The organism is Mesorhizobium sp. M0698 (assembly GCF_040320455.1).
GTDB lineage: Bacteria > Pseudomonadota > Alphaproteobacteria > Rhizobiales > Rhizobiaceae > Mesorhizobium.
In genome coordinates this window covers 1-19992 of the sequence record NZ_JAMYPQ010000030.1, presented here as the reverse complement: position 1 = coordinate 19992, position 19992 = coordinate 1, and the positions used below count along the sequence as shown (strand labels likewise).

Below are 19992 nucleotides of genomic sequence, written 5' to 3'. Positions count from 1 at the left end.
GAAGTCCCCCGCTCAGCGATTGAAGGCCGCAACGAGCGGATTGCCGAAGAGCCTTGCCCAAGCCTCGGCGCTGGCCTTCTGGATGGCGACGAACGACGTCCCTTTCGTCCACCAGCCATTGCCGCTCGCAACCATGACGTCCGGCGAATACAGCGCCGATTGCAGCACCGGCCAGAGGATGAGCTGCTCGGAGCAGATCAGGGAGCGATCTTTTTGCCGCCGAGCTCGACGACCGGGTTGGCGAAGAAATCCGCCCTGGCCCCTCCGGCCCCTCCAAACCAGCCGCGCCGTGGTTGCCACATGGAAACGGGGACCGGCATGCGCTCGCGGTAAACGAACGCCGCGCCCTCGCCCGAGACCACGGGACGATGACATTGTCAAAACGGCTCGAGAAGGGCCGGTTTCTATGGCCGTCGCCGGCGGACGGTACGGTTTCTATATCACCGGCGCAGCTCGCCTACATGCTCGACGGGATCGATTGGTGCAACCCGCGTCACACGTTCCGCCCTCAGCTCGCGGGCTGAGTTTTTCTTTGAGTTTGCGCCATTTTCCGCGAGTCAGCGCACGCGTTTTATAATTCACTCTAGGGCATGGTTGCCACCGCCCTGGATGCTGTTCCGGACGATATCGGCGCGCTGGAGAGCAGCGCTGACCGCGGCGCTGGCCAGAGCCGAAGACGAGGCCGCGCGCGCTGCGCTGGTCGAGGCCGAACTGGCGGTCGCCAGGGCCAAGGCATCGGATAATGCGGCGCTGATCGCACATCAGGATCTGACGATCCGGAAGCTGCAGCGGGCGCTGCATGGTCAGAGTTCTGAACGCTCAGCCCGTCTGCACGACCAGATGGAGCTCACCTTCGAGGAACTCGAGAGCACGGCAACGGAAGACGAGATCGCCGCCGAACAGGCCGCGGCCCGGACCACCGAGGTGGCGCCTTATGTGCGCAAGCGACCGGCGCGCCAGCCATTTCCCGAGCACCTGCCGCGCGAACGCGTGGTCGAGCCGGCGCCGACCGCTTGCCACTGCTGCGGCGGTCATCGGCTGCGCAGGCTGGGTGAGGGTATCACCGAGACGCTGGAGGTGGTGCCGCGGCAATGGAAGGTGATCCAACACGTGCGGGAGAAGTTCACCTGCCGCGACTGCGAGGCGATCAGCCAGGCTCCGGCGCCGTTCCACGCCACCCCGCGCGGCTGGGCCGGTCCCGGCCTGCTGGCGATGATCCTGTTCGAGAAGTTCGGCCAGCATCAGCCGCTTAACCGCCAGGCCGAACGCTATGCCCGCGAAGGCGTGCCGCTCAGCCTGTCGACGCTGGCCGACCAGGTCGGCGCCGGCGCCGCGGCGCTGATGCCGCTGTTCAAGCAGCTCGAAGCCCATGTGCTGGCCGCTTCGCGTCTGCACGGCGACGACACGACGGTGCCGGTCCTGGCCAAGGGCAAGACCGATACCGGCCGATTATGGACCTATGTGCGCGATGACCGACCGTTCGGCGGCGCCGATCCGCCGGCGGCAGTGTTCTACTATTCCCGCGATCGCCGAGGCGAACATCCCGCGGCGCATCTCGCCGGCTGGAGCGGCATTCTGCAGGCCGATGCCTTTGGTGGTTATGGCGATCTCTATGCGACGGGTCGTCAGCCGGCGCCTATTCTGGAGGCCAGCTGCTGGGCCCACAGCCGGCGCAAAGTGTTCGAGCTGGCCGATGTCGAAGCGGCGGCGCGCAAGAAGGCGCACGGCGAGAAGCCCAACCTGGTCTATCCGCTGGCGGTCGAAGCCGTGAAGCGCATCGATGCCCTGTTCGATATCGAGCGCGAGATCAACGGCCTGTCGCCGGCCCAACGCCACGCCGTGCGCCAGGAGCGGAGCGCGCCGCTGGTCACCGAACTCGAGCGCTGGATGATCAAGACGCGCGACAAGCTCTCGCGCGGACACGATCTGACCAAGGCCTTCAACTACATGCTGCGCCGCTGGTCATCCTTCGCCCGGTTCCTCGACGACGGGCGGATCTGCCTATCGAACAATGCAGCCGAACGAGCCCTGCGCGGCATCGCTCTCGGCAGAAAGTCCTGGCTGTTCTGCGGTTCCGATCGCGGCGGACAGCGCGCTGCCGTTCTCTACAGCCTGATCGTCAGCGCCAAGTTGAATGACGTCGACCCTCAGGCCTGGCTCGCCGACGTCCTCGCCCGACTGCCCGCCTATCCGGCACATCGGATCGATGATTTGCTGCCGTGGAATTGGAGATCCGCAAAACTGCGGACCCAACCAGCGGCGGCCTGATCATGCAGCGCAATAAGGTGCATCACGTCTATACCGTCGAACGTGTCGCCAGGGACCTCGGCGTCAGCGAAGCGCTCATCCAGGACCTGACCCTCGGTCTCGAGCCCGAGGACGGCGTCATCTGGGTGTACGGCGCCAAGGATGACCACGGAATCTTGGCCTTCACCGATCAAGGCATCGAGGAGGTCAAACTCCTCCTCGAAGAATATCATCGCGTCTCCCCATCGAAAGCTTGACCCCAGCACCGCGGTGCTCATGGCCGCCGGATACACGTCTGCGGTCTTCACCGGATAGGTACCCAAGGGCCAACGCTATGAAACATCCGCGCCGTTCGGCGGCTGGAAGACGCAGACCTTCATCGCCGGCTTGAGATGCCACGCCATGATCGCGGCTTGGATCGTCGACGCGCCGATGAACAAGCCGCGCTTCGAACTCTATGTCGAGACCCAGCTCGCACCCGAACTCAAACCGGGCGACGTCGTCATCCTCGACAATGTTGCCTTCCACAAGAGCGAGCGTGTGGCCGAACCGGTGCGCCAGCGCGGTGCCTGGCTGCTGCCGCTGCCGGCCTACTCGCTTTAATGGAAATGCTCCGTCGCAGGGCGTGCGCTGCCACAGGGTTCGCTGCCGCGTTCGCGTAGCCCGCCTAATATTCCGGCCGGTTCGTCACCTTGAATTTCATCTTTCCTATACGATGGCGGCGGGAAGAATTGTGCTTGAAGGCATCGCTGCGGCAACCGGCTATTGAGACTGCAGCTCGCCTACACCAAGATCGCTAAATGATTCGTACACGAACGCCGCTAGGATCGCATCAATCTCACCGGCGATTACATTTGGTCAGACGGAGTTGAACTCTATGCGGACGGGCCGATGCCACTCCAACTGACCGCTCGCCCCTGACCGTTGCACGCCTACCATGAATCTGCGTCCCGAATAATACACAAGGGGCCAACCCGGGACCGTGACATAGCCTACTCCAGCTCTTCGCGGTCATTTCGACTGGTGATCGTTATTTCTGGAAATTCGGTCATACAGGTCGCCGAACGTAGCCGCCTTAATTATCTCATCCAATTGCGGCGACCTCCACCGGTCGCTTTTCGCCAAACAAGATTGGAGTTCTGCTGCGATAAGGCTGTCCCCCCCAACATCAAAGAAGTTATCTTCCCAGCCTAGATCTTTTGTGCCGATAAGAGTCTTGATCTCATCAAGGAAAACGCTCCTCGGATCACCGTTAGTCAACATTTTGTACTTCCCTATTTCGACTTCTTCTTCTTTTCGCAGAGATCTTTTCTCTTCTTCTGACTGCTTGTCTGGCGTCGTGAACACTTCCTCCCTTTGCCGTTCTCGCTCCCCGGGTTGCCGCGGAAGTGTCGGGCCCGCAGGCTGATCGTCCGGCCAGCATCGGTGACCGTCGAATGAGTACGTTGGAAGGGGAATGCGACGGCGAGTACCGGACGGTTCCAATTGATCATTGGCTCGCTTCCAGTCTACCGGAACACCCAAGGCCCAGAGATCCCCGAGGCATTCCAGAAGGACATGGCGGTCGGTGAACTCCTCGTCGTTCCTGTCGCGCGCGGCTGGTATAATCGCTGGAATTCTGGTCCTACGATCCTCTGGACTGATCACTTCACGTGCGAAACGTCCCAGATTGCACGATGGCCCAAGCTCAACGAGCGCAGTTGCACCGGCCGCTATGATGGCTGCGAGAGAGCGATCGAATCGGATCGTCCCGATTGCTTGCCTACTCCAGTAGGTCTCTGCCAAGGGCACTTTCGCCCGGTGCAGATATCCTCCTGAATTCAGAGCGATGGGCAGATCTGGAACTCGCGTCTCGAGAGTGCGGACCTGCGCATCGATGATATCAGCAGCCGGTTTCATCAGCGGGGAATGGCTGGGGATGCCAGCTGTGTTAAGGGCATGGTTGGGAATCTCTGCTTGTTCGAACTCCTGCTGAAGCCGTTCAAGCAGTTCCCGTTTACCAGTGAACACAACACTCGTCTTTGAGTTCACGACGCCGACGTTGATCTCGCCAGCTTCAGCTCGGTCTCGCCAAATGTCCTTCTTAAGAATGTGCTCAGCCTCGTCCGGGCTGCATTTGGCCGCAAGCATAGCACCGTCGACACCGAGATTCGCCATCGCGCGACTACGAACGACCATTAGCCCTATAGCATCTTCCAGTTTCAGAATGCCCGCCAAGGTGGCCACGACGTATTCGCTCATGCTGTGTCCAACAAGATAGTTGGGACGCACGCCACAAGCTTGTAGCAAACGTGCCATGGCATACTGCACGGAGAAGATCATGACGTTTATTTCTTCAAAGGAAGCGGTCGCGTATGCATCGTTTCCCCCGAAGACGAGCAACTCCAGATCACGATCGAGGAGCTGGCGACTGGTGGTGGCACAAGTCAAGAACGTCTCACGAAAATCCGGCACGTGATCAAATAGGTCCTTGAACATCCCTACGTGCTGCACTCCGCCGCCCGGCAGCATGAACGCAATCGAAGGCGAGGAGAGAATTCGATCAGCCGCTCGATCGCCCTCTTCTTCTAGTCTCTTGATGGCCATATCCAAGTTGCGCGCCACAACGACAGTTCGATGCTCGAACTGGCATCTCGCGACGTGTAGTGTGTGAGCGACGTCACCAAGATCGATATCGCGATTACGCCGTAGGAACGCGGCTAGATTCCGGCAGGCCTGGCTTAGCGCCGGCGGGGTCTTTGCAGATAGGCAAAGGGCGTGAGATCCCCGTGCGACCGATCCGGGCCAAGCCCTTGCATTGTCCCTGTCCCATTCCTGCAGCACGACATGGCAGTTGGTTCCGCCCATACCGAGCCCAGTGACTCCGGCAGTTCGCAAGCGTCCCGGCGGACGGGGCCAAGGCCTAAGCTGCTCATTGATGAAGAAGGGCGTGTCTTCCAAACCGAGCTCTTCGTTCAGCCGGTTGATATTGATTGTCGCGGGGATTACTCCGTGCTGAAGGGTGAGAACTGTCTTGATAAAGCTCGCAACCCCTGAGGCGATGTTGGCATGGCCGATATTCGGTTTAATTGACCCAAGCGCACAGGCGTTGCCCGTTTTCTCTACCCCCGCGAAGACCTCTCCCAGAGCGCGAACCTCGATCGGGTCGCCGACCTTGGTGCCTGTCCCATGAGTTTCGATGTATTCCACATTTTCAGGGCCGAGTGCCGCGGAGGCAAGTGCTTGACGCACAACTTCGGCCTGGCCTCGCGCGCTAGGCGCCGAGAAGGACGATTTGGCGCGGCCGTCGTTGTTAATGGCACATCCTTTTACCACCGCCTGGATCGGGTCGTTCGCCTCAAGCGCGTCTTCAAGGCGCTTGAGAACGACAACCCCCACCCCATCTCCGAGCACCGTGCCACTGGCATCGGCATCGAATGCTCGGCATACACCGTCCGAAGAATTGATGTAGTCCTTGACAAACTGATACCCCGCTTGAGGAAAGGTGATACTGGAGCCACCTGCCAGCGCCATGTCGCAATAGCCGGCCGCGAGTGACTGAGCGGCGACCGCTATCGCCACTAAACCAGTTGAGCATGAGGTTTGCACAGCAATGCTTGGTCCGTTGAGGTTCAGCATGTAGGAGACGCGCGAGGCAAGGTAGTCCGGCTCGTTGCCGAGCTCCGTCAGGAACGCGAGTGGCGCGTTGGTGGGATCGATGAGGCCGCCGCCCTTCAAATGGTGCAGTAGATAGAGTGGGAGAGAAGAACCTGCGAACACGCCGGTCCGGCCTTCATGCTGGGTTGGCGCATATCCGGCCGACTCGAGTGCCTTCCAGCAGCATTCGAGAAACAGGCGATGCTGCGGGTCCATTAGCGCTGCCTCACGCCTCGAAAGGTTCCAGAAATCCGGATCGAAAAGGTCCACATCGTTGAGATGGGCGCCCACACGCATATAATCGGGGCGCTTCAGGACAGCCTCCGGAATACCCCGGGCCTTGAGTTCCTGCTCGGAGAGCGAGGTGATCGAGCACACCCCATGGCAGAGGTTCTCCCACAGCGCGTCTACCGTCTCCGCGCCAGGAAAACGCGCGACCATACCAATCACCGCAATGTCCATCCCGGGGCTGCGCCGTCGGTCCAACGCCTTCACATGCGGCCTACCCGGCAAGACTGGCGGTGTTTTGGGGAGCTTGCCGCTTTGGGGACGTCCCTGCTCGCCGATGCGTTTGCGGAGAAGAGCCGCGAGTTCTTCAAAACTCGGATTGAGGAAAACCTCCACTACGCGGAGCTCCACCTTCAGACTTTTGCGAAGCTGCGTACAGAGACGCGCAGCCAGGAGGGAGTGTCCGCCGCAGTCGAAAAAGTTGTCGCCCGGATCGGCAGCCTCAGCCTGGAGAAGGTCGCGCCAAGCTGCGCGAAGCGCCGGTTCGACTTCGTCGGCGTCAGCCACTGAATCGCTGTCTGTCACTGGAGTGTGCGTCTCTTTCGCGAGGTCCCGAAGGCGCGACCGATCAAGCTTGCCGTTGGCTGCTATGGGCAATTCCTTCACCGCGACAAAGTTCGACGGCATAGCGTAGTGCGGCACCTCAGACTTCAAATGCGCGCGCAATGCAGCCTCCCAGCCCTTTGCCACATTGCGCAAGACTACATAGGCGACTAGTCGGTCCGGCTGGCCTGTCGTGGGATCGAGCTCAGGCAAGACGGCGGCGGAGCAGACCTCGGAGTGCCGAAGCAAAGCCGCTTCTACAGACCCGGGGACGATGCTGTAACCTCGGATCTTCACCATGAAAGCGCAGCGCCCGACAATTTCCAAGTGGCCACCTGGCAGCATGCGACCGAGATCGCCAGTGCGGAACATCGTGCCACCAGCTCGGAACGGGTCGGGAAAGAACCTTTCTCGTGTCATCTCCGGGCTGTCGAGATATCCATGCGCCAAGACATCGCCGCCGACGAAGATCTCGCCCAAGAAGCCCAGTGGGACGGGATCGCGTTGCTCCCCGAGGATATAGACACTGACATTGTACTGAGGCGGACCGACCGGCGCGACCTTTTGTATTTTCGCAAGATCGATCTCGCTCAAATCAACATGTGTGACATCATGTGCCTCCGTTGCGCCGTAGTGATTGATGATTCTGACGTGCGGCAGCGCATCCCTCACACTCGCAAGCAACGCTGCTGTTAGTACCTCGCCTGAGAGGTAAATGAATCGGAGATCCGGAAGGCGAGAGGGGACGTCGAGCAAGCCGCTGCTGAGAAGCACATCCAACAGTGAAGGGGTTAACAATATTCTCGAAATTCGATTTCGTTCCAGGTAGTCGACTAGCTGGTGCGGATCGTAGATGACGTCGTCAGGGATCAGATAGGCCGGAATCCCGGCGAGGATTGGGCGCATTATCTCCCCTACCAAGAAGAGATTGACCGCCTCGTGCTCATCAGGCGCATATGGCAGCGCGCAATAGCGCCACTGGTAAGCGGATACAGCGCTTCGGTGAGGACAGACGGCCCCTTTTGGTTCGCCAGTCGTGCCAGACGAAAATCCAATCAGGGCCGGCGCATCGAGATCCACCGCTTGGGGATTGGCCGGACTGGCCTTGCCGAGTTTTGTTTCCCAGCCCTCCTCGAGCGACAGCGCAATACCAGACCAGTCAGGCGGAAGCTTAGGTGCGAAACGGTTGTTGGTGACAACGATTTCAATACTTGCCTTCTCAAGTATCCGTCGTAACGCAACCATGGGCTGCGCTTTGTCAAGCACGACGCAGGCAGCCCCTGTCTTAAGAATGCCGAACAACGCCACAGCGAATTCAGGTGAAGTGTCCATCAGGATACCCACGCGAGAACCTCGGCTCTGACTATATCCGAGCAGGTGCCTGGATAGAATCTCGCTAAGGTCGTCGAGTTCACGAAATGTGATGGTCGCAGCCTCTGATACGATGGCAGGACTGTCGGGGGTGAGGGTCGCTTGTTTGCGGAATTGCTCATGCAGCGTTAGATCAGTATAAGGGCAGACCTCGCCGTGTTGGATGGAAGCTGGAAGTTGTCCCTCCGCCTCGCCAACTTCGCGCAGGAGGCTATACACCACCTCCTCTGTCATGGAATGGGTGTAAAAGTGATCGCTATCAAACATAATCCGGGCGTATCGCGACGTTGTAAGCCGACGCCATTCCTCTAGGTCATTGGCATTGATCGTTTCATCTTGAACTCCCCCCATAGCGGTGATTGCCGCCTTGAGAGGCGTTGGCAGGTTTCGGTCGTAAGTCTCCACAAGTTCGAGATCGGCTCGCAAGGGCGGCAAAATGAATTCCAGTAGCAGTTTCTCGTTTGCCAGCGCCTCCATCGGGACCATGCCCTGGGTCCGGACCAGATCGGTCAACTCATCATCTGCGTATCTATACATCGGCGGTTGTTCCGGGGGCAAATCCGCAGACGGGTGAGCAGACACGACAACATGAAAGGGAGATGGCCGACCGGCCTCCTCCAGGGAGCGGGCAATCTCGTACGCCACGAGAGCACCTGCGCTATGACCGAAGAAAACAAAAGGCCTGTCGCTGAATGCCTGGAGCGCCTCGATGACCATGGGTACCAGTACGTCCATGCTGCGAATGGCGGGCTCCGCTGATCGTTTGCCGCGCCCGGGAAGATCCAAGCAAATTAGCTCAACGTCGTCGGGGAGATAGTCCGGCCAGTTACGGAATGACTGGACGCTCCCACCCCCATGCGGGAAGCAAAATATCCGATAAGATGGCTCGAGTGAATTCTTCACGACGCTAAGCAGTGCCTTGGCTTTACCATGAATTTGTTCCATATCTCAAACCACTCCACCGATATTCCGCCTGAAATCAACATATCTAAGCGGGCGTTATTTATGACGACATTCAACCTATGTATATCTCTCTCCAGAGACTTGTCGCATTAGAAAGTTTCCTATTCTGGCTAACTTACCGGAGGCCCCAACATAACAGCGATTAGGAAATATAGAAAGGACATCTTTGTTAAATTTCATTTAATGTTTGTTAAACTAATTTATAGTATAATAAATTTACACGACGATCTAGTTTCTCCATTTGACATTTGATACGAGCGCGCCCACCTTATCGAGACGCGGGCTCACGCTGACGCGGCTCTTGCCGCCGACGACGAAACTCGCTGTCGTGACCGCAGACTCGCGAATTCTTCGAGATGATTTACTTGGGCTCATCCGGCCGAGTGGGCGCGGATCGTCATCTGCGGCATCGAAGGCGATAAGTCGTTGGAAAACGAGGCGATGGTCCGGATGACGCTTGCCTGAAAGAGGGCGCGGCATTTGCGAGGCAACCTTGATGCTGGAGAGATAAATGACTGAGCAAAAAACACCAGGCGCTGCGAACCGGATCGCCAGGGTCACTTGCATTGGAGGTGGCCTGATTGGGGCCGGTTGGGCCGCGCATTTTATGCGGGCGGGCTTGGATGTGGCGGTGTATAGTCCAGCGGCCGAGCGGGAGATTTTTCTGAAGGAATATTTAGCCAAAGCAATGCCGCGACTTGCCGATCTGGGAATGGCACCGGACGCTTCGCCCTCACGTATTCACTTTACAACCGACATGAAGGAAGCCCTTAAGGATGCGGACTTCGTTCAAGAAAGTGCGACCGAAAAGTTCGACGCGAAGATCAAACTAATTGGAGAAATCGATGCCCTCACGGCGCCCAATGTTGTCATCGCTTCGAGTTCTTCAGGTTTCCTAGCCGCTGATTTAAGAAGTCGAGCCCGGCATCCGGAGCGTATTCTGGTCGGTCATCCCTTTAATCCACCATATCTCGTGCCTCTTGTAGAGATTTCCGGTGGCGACGTCGCCTCTCAGGCAGCTGCCGCGGCGTCCCTTTTTTATAGATCGACAGGATGCGAAGTGGTCTCGCTTGACCGGGAGATCGCCGGTTATATTGGTGCTAGAATTCAGTACGCGGTTTTGAGAGAAATTCTTTACTTGATGTCTCAAGGAGTAGCTGACCTTCAAGCGATCGACACAGCCATTGCTTCTGGTCCAGCCATAAGATGGGCTGTTATGGGTCCATCATCTGTATTGTTTCTTGGGGCGCGAGACTCCACCCTTTATGGCGGCTTCATAGAAGGCCTCACTGATGAGATGGAGAGGGGGTACCTAGCGCCACCAGATTTCCAGCCAGATCGGCAATTGATGCGAGCATATGCCGAACAAGTGGCAAAAGGTATTGGCGCCAATGGCCAAGCCGGGCTTATGGAATTGCGAAATGCCGGGGTGGTGGCCATTCGAGGTGCATTGCAGCGAGCAAAAGAGAGCCTTAAAGGTGCCTAAATGTGACTTAGGTCAAGACGTCCCACGCGCTGGATGGGCTGAGAGGTGAAAGATGAAGGATTGGCCTCGTCCCGGTGCCTGGAAGCAGACATTTCTGCGGATATTCAGACCTTCGGCCAGGCGCTCCGGTGCGCCATGTGTCACGTCGGTTCGATTTCTGGCCAGCGCTGACAAGCCTGCAAAGCAGCTTTACATTTTCCAGAACAAGGGCTTGTTTACCTATGACGACGCTCGCGACTTTAGAGGCTACTATTTGCTCGGCCTTGGGGCATGACATCAGCTTTTCGGGCGAGCCACTAGCAGGCTTCTCTGATTGGGGTCGTTGAGGTCAAGCTCCTCCTGATATTTTTCCGGACCATGTCGCCCCGCGGGTCACTCGCTTCTCTTCGCGGTCGACGTTAAGCCGCCGCATGATGGGGTCAGTAGAGCGAGGCCTCTCAATCTGTTGAACGACCTTGGGAGAGTTCGTCCCAGGATCGTGCCTGCTAACGAGATCGCCTTGCCCATCGTCCCCACGGGAACGATCCGGATCACGCCCCTTCGGGCGGAATCAACTCCTCCTTCGTTGGTCCGTTATCCCGTATTTCATGCCGATACGGGGCCGGGTGCCTTGCCGAAGCGGAATTCTGTCGCATCGCTCCACATGCGATGCAGGATGACAGCGAGCTTGCGGGCAACAGCAACTCGGGCTCGGGCCATACCGCGCCGCTTGGGCGACGTTCATACCCCACGCTCTGAGGCTCGACCATTTCTTGCTGAGCACAAGCAGCGAATGAGCCGCCTCATAGAGGCCGTGCGGGCGAGCTCGTCACCGCATCGGCTTACCTTGCCCTGAATGTCCGTCTCGCCAGATTGATAGCGTGCCGGGGTCAGACCCAAATGCGCTCCGACATCCCTCGATCGGCGAAAGCGGTCCGGCTGATCGACCGTGGCACGAAAGGCGAGCGCGGTGATGGGTCCCACACCGGGCACGGACATGAGGCGCCGGCAGACTTGCTCCTTGCGGGCGATATTGAAGACCTGCTTTGTCAGTCGCCCGAACTCGCGCAACATCATTGCCACGATCGCCAGAAGCGGCTCGACAAGCGCCATGATGACCGTATCTGCGCCAATCAGTTCGCGCACGCGATGGGCGAAAGCTGCGCGGCCTGGAGTGCCGAGCTTGATGCCGGCCTCCCGCAGAATCGCCCTGACGACATTTTCGATCGTCCGCATTTCATTGAGGACCGTGCGTCGCGCAACGAGGAGGGATCGCCAGAGCGACACTGCTGGCTCTTCACATGCACCTGCCGATACCAGCCGGTGCGCATGATCTGCGCCAAGGCGCGGGCGTCGTTGCGATCGGTTTTGTTCGGCATCGTTTTCATCGCCGCGTTGGCCTGCCGGGTCTCGATGCAGATCGCCGGCAATCGTTCGGCGCGAATACCGTCACAAAGCCAGGCTGTCAGCGAACAGGCTTCGAGCCCGATGCGCTCCAGCGGCAGATCGATTTTCCGCAAGGCTTCATAAAGCGCCCTCGGCTCACTCGCCGCCCGCCCTTCGTTCACGATCCGGCCGCTCTCGTCGACCACACAGATCGCGGTCTCTTCCAAAGACACGTCAAGTCCGGCAAAATACTTCATGGCTGCTCCTCCTGATGTTTGTGGCGATCTACATCGACCACGTTCTCACATCTCGACAGGAGCAGCCGCCCTCAATTTGGCTCGGGCGAGACCCCAATCACCCCATCTGTTGAGAAGGATCACGTTTGGCCTTGAGGATAGCCTCGTCGCCGTTGTGATAGGCGAAGGTGATGTCGATCGAGCCGTCGTCGAGCAATTCGGCGGATCCGCCGCCGGTGACTTCGTCCATCTCATCGAAGCCAGCCCATGTGAAGAAGACCATTGAGGGGCTGTACCCGAGATCGAGGCCAGCTTGCAGGGCGCCAAAGGCGATCTCACCTGGTTGTCGGCCCCGATGGTGATCGTGGCGGGTCCGCCGAGGTCGAGATAGCCGCGATCCCACAGGTCAGCTTCGATGATCCGCCAGCGGCCGATCAGTTGACAGCCCGCAGGCGCGATCATGTCGGCCCCGCCAGCAGCTTCGGCACCCGCACGAGATTGTAGGCGGCGGCGCTGAAGGTGAAGGCCCATCCGACGCGGTCGCGGCCGCGGAACTTGGTTTGGCGTTGACCGGCGACCGTCTTGATCCAGCCGAACGCCTCTTCAATGCGCTTGCGAATACGCTGACTGACAGCATAGCCGCTATGGCGGGTGGTGCGCCCGTCGATGGCCGAACTACGGCCGCTGGTGTTCTGCGCCACATGCGGCGTCACCCTCATCGAGCGCAACTCGTTGACGAAGTCCTCCGCATCGTAGGCCTTGTCGGCACCGAGCGTGATCGCCTGCGGTCGGTCGGCGCAAGGCTCGACCATGTGCAGTGCCGCTACCCGCTCGGCATGCCCGTCGGCGAGTGTCAGGCAAGCATCGACCAGCAGGCCGTGGCGGTTCTCCATCAGCCGATGTCCCATGAAGCAGAGCTTGGCCTCCTTGCCTTGTGTCGCGTTGCCTCAAGGAAAATGTTACCGCGCGGCTTGTTGCCTCACCTAAAATGTTACCCGTGAAGGCGAATACCGCCATGATGCTCTCACCACGAGGGAGGCATCATGACGACGAAGATGACGCATGCTATTCGCATGGAACTCGCCAATGCGGTCAGGGTTCGCTATGCGGCCGCGGCGAACAAGGACAAGCGCAGGATCTTGGAGGAGTTCATCGCGGCGACGGGGTATCATGAAAAGTCCGCAATCCGTGTCCTGAACAGCCCGCCGCAGCCGAGGAGCCGGCAGACCCGTCAACGCCCGTCGCTCTATGACGAGGCCGCTCGGGGCGCGTTGATTGTGCTGTGGGAAGCTTCAGATCGAGTCTGCGGCAAGCGCCTTAAGGCACCGCTGCCCATTCTATTGCCGGCGCTGGAACGCAACGATCATTTGAAGCTCGAGGAGGAGATACGCCACAAGATCCTGTCGATGAGCGCCGCGACGATCGACCGCTTGCTCCAAATGCCGAGGCGCACCATGCGTACGAAAAAGAAGCCAAGGGTTTTGCCAGAGCCCCGGCGGCGCATCAAAATGCGCACCTTTGCTGACTGGAACGAGCCGCTTCCCGGCAGCATGGAAATGGACCTGGTTGCTCATTGCGGAGAGGCCAACCGCAGCAGCTATGTTCACAGCCTGGTTCTGACCGATATCGCGAGCGGATGGACGGAGGCCGCGCCCATCGTGGTCCGAGAAGGCACCCTCGTGGTCGAGACACTCGATCGCATCCGCATGGGCTTGCCCTTTGCCCTGAGAGCGCTGGATGTGGATAATGGCAGCGAGTTCGTCAACAACAGGCTGATCGAATATTGCCTTGGTCACGGCATCGAACTCACTCGCTCGCGGCCTTACCGTAAGAACGACCAAGCGTGGATAGAGCAGAAAAATGGCGCCGTTGTACGGAAGCTCCTGGGTTATCGGCGCTTTGAAGGCTTGGCGGCGGCCAGAGCGATCACGCGCCTTTACGGGGCATCCCGGCTGTTTGTGAACTTCTTCCAGCCCTCGTTCAAGCTGGCTGCCAAGCAGCGCGACGGAGCGAAGGTGGCCAAGCGCTATCATCCGCCGCAGACGCCCTGTGAGCGTCTCCTGCAGGCGGAGGGCATCCCGTTGGCTGCCAAGAGCAAGCTGCGCGAGATCGCCGCCGACCTCGATCCGCTGAAGCTTCTGGAGGAGATGCGAGCTGTGCAGGCCTATCTCGCAGCCCTGGCTGACGGCGAAACACCGCCGCCGACGACATCCGAACCACCCGACCTGGCCGCGTTCGTAGCAAGCCTGTCGAGTGCCTGGCATGCGGGCGAAATCCGTCCGACGTTCTCCACAGAAGCCAAACCGCGTTACCTACGAAGTCTACAAAAGGTCTCGACGCAAGTCCTTATTGCGAGCCCCACCCCGACGCTCAAGCCGGCGAGCCCACCTGTCCCAGCCGTCACACCGGCAAAGACACCGGAAAAGCCGAAGCCCGTCTACGCTCAGGCTGGCCAAGCTCGGGTCCAGGCGCTCCGCATGGTGTGGCCGATCGTGTGCCGCCGATTGGAAGAATTCCCCAACATCAACGCCACGCAACTCTTCGAAGAGTTGTGCGTCCGGTTTCCAGGTCGATTTACGCCCAAGCAGTACAAAACGCTCGTCCAACGCGTCAATCTGTGGCGTCAGGAGGCTCGCGCGCGCGGTGTCGTCATTGGACCCAAGACATACCGTCGGCTCAGCGACAAACCGCGTGGTCGACGTCCCCACATTTTTAAGGACCATTGGGAGGAGATGGCACGTTGTCTCGAAGAGCGTCCAGATCAGACAGCACTTGAACTTCTCGTCGAGTTCCAGGCCCGTTACCCCGGACGATATAGCTTGCGACAGCTTCACACGTTGCAAAAGCGAGTAAGAGAGTGGCGCCGACAAGCCGTGCAGCGGCTTATCGGCGAGGTCAGCGGCCTTACACCATACGTCGCGCCAAATCCCGCACGTCTGGCTGCGGGTAACATTCCTGATGAGGCACTCGGTAACAAAATTAGGTGAGGCAACACGACAGTCAGGTTGAGCTTGTGGCCATACTCGGTGTCGCGGCTGCCTTTGACGATGAGTCGGCATGCTCTTCGAACAGGCTGACCAGCTTCTCGCCGGCTGACACAGGCTCGCCGGCCAATACCCGCCGCTCGCTCTGTCTGATGATGCGTTCGACCAGCGGCCGATAGTGACGAACCTGGAGCTGCCACAGTGCGATGGACGGTGTGCTCGCCAGTACCAATCGCTCGCTCGCCTGCTCCAGATAAGCCAAGGTCGCACGGGCGATTGCGATCAGCTCGCGGTAGAGTTGGACCCGATTGGGTCGACCGCGCGTGAACTGGAATCTTGCGAGCCCGCTTCTTGGCTGCGCGGCAATGATTGCGCCATGCTGAGCCGGCACCCGCGACCAAGGCGTCAGCCCGCTTCAGCAGGCGCACCATGACCCGCACGGCATCCCTCAGCAGGCTGCTGTCGCTCCCCTCGTGCATAGTGCCGAGGTCACGGTGCTGTCCAGCCGCACGACTGCGCCGTCTTCGAGCTTCGCCTGCCGAAACGCTACGGTTCCGGAAACATCTCCTGCGGGCAGACCTTGTTCCGGAAGCCTAGCCCCGATCGAATGGGCGCCGGAACTGCGCGTGCGCCCTTGTGAGCTTCGTGGCGCACGCGGGGGGTGGGAAGTGCGCCCACGCTCTCCGCAATGAAGCGCGGCAGAGTGCCACGTGAGTAAGTGCCTGTACACTTTCATCACGTTTTGGCCAAGTGAGCGTAACTTGCTGCGAAACGATCTAATTTGTGCTCGCCCCACGTGACGGGCTTATAGCGAAGCGGGTTGCTGTTTGTGATGCATGTGGCCAATGGCTCTATGATCGCGTTGAAATCAGCATCTATAAAGTAGGGGATTGAGTATCGCTCACCCACCGAGGTGTTCACCACGCGATGCAAGTTCGCCAAGTAGACATCGTTGGTGAGCCGCTGAATTAGGTCACCAATATTGATTATGAAAGTGCCGTGGATCGGCGTGCCTTCAACCCAATCGCCATCTCGGTTCCTGACCTGAAGGCCACCCACGTCGTCTTGTGCAAGGATAGTCAGATTGCCGTAATCTGTGTGGGCGCCAATGCCGATGCTGTCTTCGGGGACATAACCAGTCTGCGGCGGGTAATGAATTAGGCGCTGAATACTGATCGGGTCCCGCATGAGGTTTTCGAAATAGTTTTCCGGCAGGTCCAGACTGTGCGCGATCCCCTTCAAGAGTTTTGTGGCGAGGCCCACCATCTGTTGATGATACCGTATGTGAGCGCACGAAACTCGGGCAGGCTTGAGGGCCATTGGTTGGGGCCAAAAAACGGACCCTCCAATGTCGAACGTTCAGGCCCGATGTCAAAGCACTCCTTGAGATCTTTCGTCCTACCCGGATCTGTGTTCTCCCCGAACGGCTCGATATATCCGCGTAACGCCAAATCGGATTTTCTAATATGCAATGACATCCTTTGCGACCAGGGCAGATCAAAGAATTGGCGGCCCACGTCGAACACTGAATCAACAAAGTCCTGCGGAATCCCGTGGTTCTTCACGTAGATAAACCCGGTGTTCGACAACGCCCAACGTATCTCCTTGGCCACCCACTGCTTATTCGAGCCATCGAGAGGCGGCGCTATATCAACCACAGGGATCTTGCCAAAACTTTCGCGTTTCGCGCGTAGCTCGTCGTCCAGTCTGACTACGAGATCTTTGGGCATGATTACACCTTCGTTTGACGCTCGATCCGGCGCAAGGATTGGGCATTTGTCTATTTGACTGGCAGTCATGAGGAATCGCCGGGAGCTTGGATAGCTAGTGCGATGCGTTCTTTCGTGGTACGAAGCTCAACAATATAGATAAACCAGAATTCCTGGCAGGGCATGTGTAGGCACTAGCTCTATTCGTGTCGCGTTGCATCGGCTGCCAGTTTGTCGTCAGCGAGATCTGCGGTGTCGTCTCATAATCGCTCCTCCGCTGGTATGCTCACCTTCTCGGGCACTTGGAAGACCCAATAGTGCGCGTCCTCCTCGGCGACGTATCTGCCGTTGCTTAGGCACTGTGCCGGTATAAGGACGCCCTCATCCTGCAGACGCCGCACCTCGTCTTCAAAGGATGTTGTCTCCGCATAGCTCTTGCGGGTGCTTGCAATGACGAAGCCGTTCGGGCGGGTGACGCGAGCCAGCTCGCGCAACCCATCCGGTCGGACATGTCCGAGCGTGAGGACACCGCAGCAGACGGTGAGGTCATAGCTCGCGCTGGAGTAGTCGGAGAGCCGCCTGTTAAGGTTGACATCGCCTCGGACATGGCGGTAAACGCCCGTTTGCCGGGCCTTTCCGGCCATCTCTTCGGAGACATCGAACCCGTCAATCAAGCGGAAGCCGAGGCGGTCTAGTTCCACGCCGACGAGCCCTGTCCCGCAGCCAGCGTCCAGGATTGCGATGGCGTTTCGCCGCCCAGCCAAATATGCCGTCTGCGCGGCGCCTGCCAGTTCCGCCACGATCATCGGCCCGCAGTACCCATCGCGGCCCACATCCAAATCGTAGGAACTGGCCCATCCCTGATAGAAATGGGTCAAGCGGTCGGCGTCACCCTCGAGAGCATGGGAATCCGTGATGCGCTTTCGTGCGGCTTGCTCGAGTGCAGTCCGTTGATCGAGGGTGATCATCATAGTTCCTCCGTGAAGGGGCAGATGGTCATCGGCGGTCCGCTGGTCCGCACCCGCTGGTGCCGCGCAATCAGGGCTTCAAAACTCGTGCCAATTGGCCCAACGAGGCGCAGAAAACATTCTGCAACTGTTTTCAGCTATTTGGCCTGAGGCAAAAATAAGAGATTGGCTAAACACACCTGTGTTGCCGACCGGACAAAGCTGACAGAATGTCGGATGCGGTTGCCGCCGGCATCGTATTGCAGCAGGAAGAAGCGGCGGATGACCAGGACGCGCGAACTGGAAACCGCAGTCTGGGTCCAGCGAGGTCGTGAGCGTCGGCTGATCCTCCACAAGCTGATGGAAGAGGTACTGACCGGCGAAACCGAGGCGGAGACGGCCGTTGCCGAACGCGCCGGCGAATTCATCCGCGCCCTCCGCCGGTTTCCGGTCGCCGACCCGGCGACGGGACTGTCTGTCGAGGACTGGCGGGCTGTGTCGTCCGGACCCTTGCCTGCCTTAAATCGCGGCCTTGCGGCCGGAATCGCCGATGCTAACTCTGACGTTTGAGGCCGTCCCGCGCTCGTTGTGGATTGGAAGAGCGATGCGGCGCCCGATCCCCAGACACTCGACCACTACCGAAGGTTCGGGCCTATCTCGACATGACCGGAGCCGAGCGCGGTCAAATCGTGCTGATGACCACAGCAGTGATCAGTTCGGACCGACAGCCCAGGCGATGGCGGCCTAATCGGAGGGACTGTGCATGCCATCACGTCTAGCGACGTCGACGCATTGATGGGCTTGCCGCTGCCATCGACGATCTGTCGGCTCCCTCCTCTCGCTTTTGCTGACGGACGCTAGGCATCAATACCGGGTGTCGTGATCGCACTCGTTGGCTGAGTTCTGTCGCAGATCCGGCGACGGTAGCCTGCAAGAGTATCAGATGCATTAGCGTGAATGTCTGGATTGATTGGTCGGCTTAACCGAGTCTCACCACGCCATCGGTAAAGTCGTGAAGACTCCATGCATATTTTTTAGGGGAGCGATTTGGCAGGCAAAATCTATGTCATCATGACAGGCAACGAAAACAGGCTTCGGTCTCGGTGCCCTAGGGAGAACCTGCCCTCGAATTTGCCAAGGCCTATTTCGACCCGTGGCGCAGGGGACTACCCACGGTTATCAGGAGGTTACGTAAGCTGACGCGGCCAAAGACGACTCAGAGGCCGACGTAAAAGGTCGAGCGACGCCCTGGTTCAATCGAGGCAACGACCTGACGCGCAACGAAGGCGATCTCTGGCTTCACAGCCGAGATGAAGGCTCATCTTGCCGACCTCTACGAGGAGCAGAAGGGGAAATGCGCCATCACCGGCCTTATGAGGACCGGATTGACAGCTACGGCCACTATTCGATCGGCAAGTTCAGCTCGTCTGTCGTTTCGTGAATTTCTGGAAGATGGCTCAGGATAATAACCGCTTTGCCGATCTCCTGGACCGCCTCGTGGTAGCCAGATCTTGCATTCCGTCGCTGCGTCATGCCGGAGGCCCCAATCTGGTGATCTTTCCGGCCAATCTGTCGAAGGCGATAGCATCGCGGTTCGTGATTGCGATCAGCCGCTGCAACACGATCAGTCGTCCTGATCGTGAATTGCCGCCCGCCGTTAAGAGCGCAACGGCGCAGCGACCACAGGCGGTTTGCGCAGATGAATTCGATCGCGACCGCCAAATTCTTCTGTTTGGTACCCAGCGACCACGGCAAGCGCGGACAGCTTCCGTGCTGCTGTCCTCCAGCGACAAACGTGCCTGCATGCCCCCCATCCACGGCGAGCTCGACGGTTGTTTCTCACGTTTGACCAAGGTCCCGCGCAAACACTCCCCTTTCCCGCAGCAACTCATCAGGCTCAACGGCCTCGCGGCAGGCGCATTACACCAGAAGCGCGCAACCGCATCGTTTTTTCACGCCCGAGTCCTACGATCTTCGTTTTCCAGCGCCTCGCGGATATCGCCCAACTCGCCGATTTTTGGATCAGATCCGTCCTAGCGCGCGAGCAGGCTCCGCGCTCGAGTTGGCTGGGCTGCTCACGCCTCTGCCCTTCAGCATCGACCCGGTCTGGCTGTCGAGGACAGGGTTCCGCTGAGTTGTGTGCGTCAAGTTCTGCAAAATGGCGTGGCATTGCGGTGACGTCGGCGTGTCCGCCGCGCAGCCCCCGTGTTTAGCGGA

12 protein-coding genes and 5 pseudogenes are annotated in these 19992 nt (G+C 59.1%); 8 read left to right on the top strand and 9 right to left on the bottom strand.

The genetic code is table 11. The annotated features are described in order from the left end of the window. Positions 1 to 12: 12 nt before the first annotated feature. Positions 13 to 302: pseudogene (locus NKI16_RS31070) on the bottom strand (nitrilase-related carbon-nitrogen hydrolase). Positions 303 to 368: 66 nt separating this feature from the next. On the opposite strand from NKI16_RS31070, the gene tnpB reads away from it, so the two are divergent. The 4 genes and pseudogenes from tnpB to NKI16_RS31050 all read left to right on the top strand — a co-directional run. Then, positions 369 to 524, top strand: a complete 156-nt coding sequence (gene tnpB / locus NKI16_RS31065; protein ID WP_352924377.1) for an IS66 family insertion sequence element accessory protein TnpB — start codon at positions 369 to 371, stop codon at positions 522 to 524. A gap of 66 nt (positions 525 to 590) precedes the next feature. Next, positions 591 to 2268, top strand: a protein-coding gene (tnpC, locus tag NKI16_RS31060; RefSeq protein ID WP_352924375.1) for an IS66 family transposase whose coding sequence is annotated in 2 segments (ribosomal slippage) — positions 591 to 638 and positions 640 to 2268 — 1677 coding nt in all. Because the reading frame shifts where the segments join, the coding sequence is not laid out codon by codon here. Between the two features lie 2 nt (positions 2269 to 2270). Further along, positions 2271 to 2504 (top strand): hypothetical protein, encoded by a 234-nt coding sequence (locus NKI16_RS31055; RefSeq protein WP_352924373.1) that lies wholly within the window; start codon positions 2271 to 2273, stop codon positions 2502 to 2504. 73 nt (positions 2505 to 2577) lie between these two features. Continuing rightward, positions 2578 to 2850: pseudogene (locus NKI16_RS31050) on the top strand (transposase); the annotation flags it as partial. 408 nt (positions 2851 to 3258) lie between these two features. Here NKI16_RS31050 and NKI16_RS31045 read toward each other — a convergent pair. Beyond that, positions 3259 to 9030, bottom strand: coding sequence for an alpha/beta fold hydrolase (locus tag NKI16_RS31045; RefSeq protein WP_352924371.1), 5772 nt, complete (start codon positions 9028 to 9030; stop codon positions 3259 to 3261). Between the two features lie 529 nt (positions 9031 to 9559). On the opposite strand from NKI16_RS31045, the gene NKI16_RS31040 reads away from it, so the two are divergent. Further along, on the top strand, positions 9560 to 10534 hold the full coding sequence (locus NKI16_RS31040) for a 3-hydroxyacyl-CoA dehydrogenase NAD-binding domain-containing protein (protein WP_352924369.1): 975 nt from the start codon (positions 9560 to 9562) through the stop codon (positions 10532 to 10534). A gap of 585 nt (positions 10535 to 11119) precedes the next feature. Here NKI16_RS31040 and NKI16_RS31035 read toward each other — a convergent pair. The 3 genes and pseudogenes from NKI16_RS31035 to NKI16_RS31025 all read right to left on the bottom strand — a co-directional run. Next, positions 11120 to 12156, bottom strand: a pseudogene (locus NKI16_RS31035) (IS110 family RNA-guided transposase). Between the two features lie 97 nt (positions 12157 to 12253). Beyond that, the gene (locus NKI16_RS31030) at positions 12254 to 12385 is read right to left on the bottom strand and encodes a hypothetical protein (protein WP_352924367.1); all 132 of its coding nucleotides are present in this window, start codon (positions 12383 to 12385) and stop codon (positions 12254 to 12256) included. Positions 12386 to 12593: 208 nt separating this feature from the next. After that, positions 12594 to 13070: pseudogene (locus NKI16_RS31025) on the bottom strand (transposase); the annotation flags it as partial. 108 nt (positions 13071 to 13178) lie between these two features. Between NKI16_RS31025 and NKI16_RS31020 the strand changes: the two are divergent. Further along, entirely contained in the window at positions 13179 to 15122 is a 1944-nt protein-coding gene (locus NKI16_RS31020) for a DDE-type integrase/transposase/recombinase (RefSeq protein WP_352924365.1), read from the top strand. An 8-nt stretch (positions 15123 to 15130) separates the two neighbouring features. On the opposite strand, the pseudogene NKI16_RS31015 reads toward NKI16_RS31020, so the two are convergent. The 4 genes and pseudogenes from NKI16_RS31015 to NKI16_RS31000 all read right to left on the bottom strand — a co-directional run. Next, positions 15131 to 15660, bottom strand: a pseudogene (locus NKI16_RS31015) (ISNCY family transposase); the annotation flags it as partial. Positions 15661 to 15854: 194 nt separating this feature from the next. Further along, positions 15855 to 16385, bottom strand: coding sequence for an isopenicillin N synthase family dioxygenase (locus NKI16_RS31010; protein WP_352924363.1), 531 nt, complete (start codon positions 16383 to 16385; stop codon positions 15855 to 15857). Continuing rightward, positions 16358 to 16849 carry a 2-oxoglutarate and iron-dependent oxygenase domain-containing protein gene (locus NKI16_RS31005; RefSeq protein ID WP_352924361.1) on the bottom strand — a complete coding sequence of 164 codons (492 nt, stop codon included), beginning with the start codon at positions 16847 to 16849 and terminating at the stop codon, positions 16358 to 16360. The genes NKI16_RS31010 and NKI16_RS31005 overlap by 28 nt, the downstream gene beginning before the upstream one ends. A gap of 239 nt (positions 16850 to 17088) precedes the next feature. Beyond that, on the bottom strand, positions 17089 to 17799 hold the full coding sequence (locus NKI16_RS31000) for a class I SAM-dependent DNA methyltransferase (RefSeq protein WP_352924359.1): 711 nt from the start codon (positions 17797 to 17799) through the stop codon (positions 17089 to 17091). A 258-nt stretch (positions 17800 to 18057) separates the two neighbouring features. Here NKI16_RS31000 and NKI16_RS30995 point away from each other — a divergent pair, with 258 nt between their 5' ends. Beyond that, on the top strand, positions 18058 to 18345 hold the full coding sequence (locus NKI16_RS30995; RefSeq protein ID WP_352924357.1) for a hypothetical protein: 288 nt from the start codon (positions 18058 to 18060) through the stop codon (positions 18343 to 18345). 882 nt (positions 18346 to 19227) lie between these two features. Then, the gene (locus tag NKI16_RS30990) at positions 19228 to 19812 is read left to right on the top strand and encodes a hypothetical protein (RefSeq protein WP_352924355.1); all 585 of its coding nucleotides are present in this window, start codon (positions 19228 to 19230) and stop codon (positions 19810 to 19812) included. Positions 19813 to 19992 lie beyond the last annotated feature (180 nt).

Bases quoted from the DNA above. Each gene is read 5' to 3' on its own strand.
- tnpB (WP_352924377.1), top strand. From the start codon at position 369: ATGACATTGTCAAAACGGCTCGAGAAGGGCCGGTTTCTATGGCCGTCG.
- NKI16_RS31055 (WP_352924373.1), top strand. From the start codon at position 2,271: ATGCAGCGCAATAAGGTGCATCACGTCTATACCGTCGAACGTGTCGCC.
- NKI16_RS31045 (WP_352924371.1), bottom strand. From the start codon at position 9,030: ATGGAACAAATTCATGGTAAAGCCAAGGCACTGCTTAGCGTCGTGAAG.
- NKI16_RS31040 (WP_352924369.1), top strand. From the start codon at position 9,560: ATGACTGAGCAAAAAACACCAGGCGCTGCGAACCGGATCGCCAGGGTC.
- NKI16_RS31030 (WP_352924367.1), bottom strand. From the start codon at position 12,385: ATGGACGAAGTCACCGGCGGCGGATCCGCCGAATTGCTCGACGACGGC.
- NKI16_RS31020 (WP_352924365.1), top strand. From the start codon at position 13,179: ATGACGACGAAGATGACGCATGCTATTCGCATGGAACTCGCCAATGCG.
- NKI16_RS31010 (WP_352924363.1), bottom strand. From the start codon at position 16,385: ATGGTGGGCCTCGCCACAAAACTCTTGAAGGGGATCGCGCACAGTCTG.
- NKI16_RS31005 (WP_352924361.1), bottom strand. From the start codon at position 16,849: ATGCCCAAAGATCTCGTAGTCAGACTGGACGACGAGCTACGCGCGAAA.
- NKI16_RS31000 (WP_352924359.1), bottom strand. From the start codon at position 17,799: ATGATGATCACCCTCGATCAACGGACTGCACTCGAGCAAGCCGCACGA.
- NKI16_RS30995 (WP_352924357.1), top strand. From the start codon at position 18,058: ATGACCAGGACGCGCGAACTGGAAACCGCAGTCTGGGTCCAGCGAGGT.
- NKI16_RS30990 (WP_352924355.1), top strand. From the start codon at position 19,228: ATGGCTCAGGATAATAACCGCTTTGCCGATCTCCTGGACCGCCTCGTG.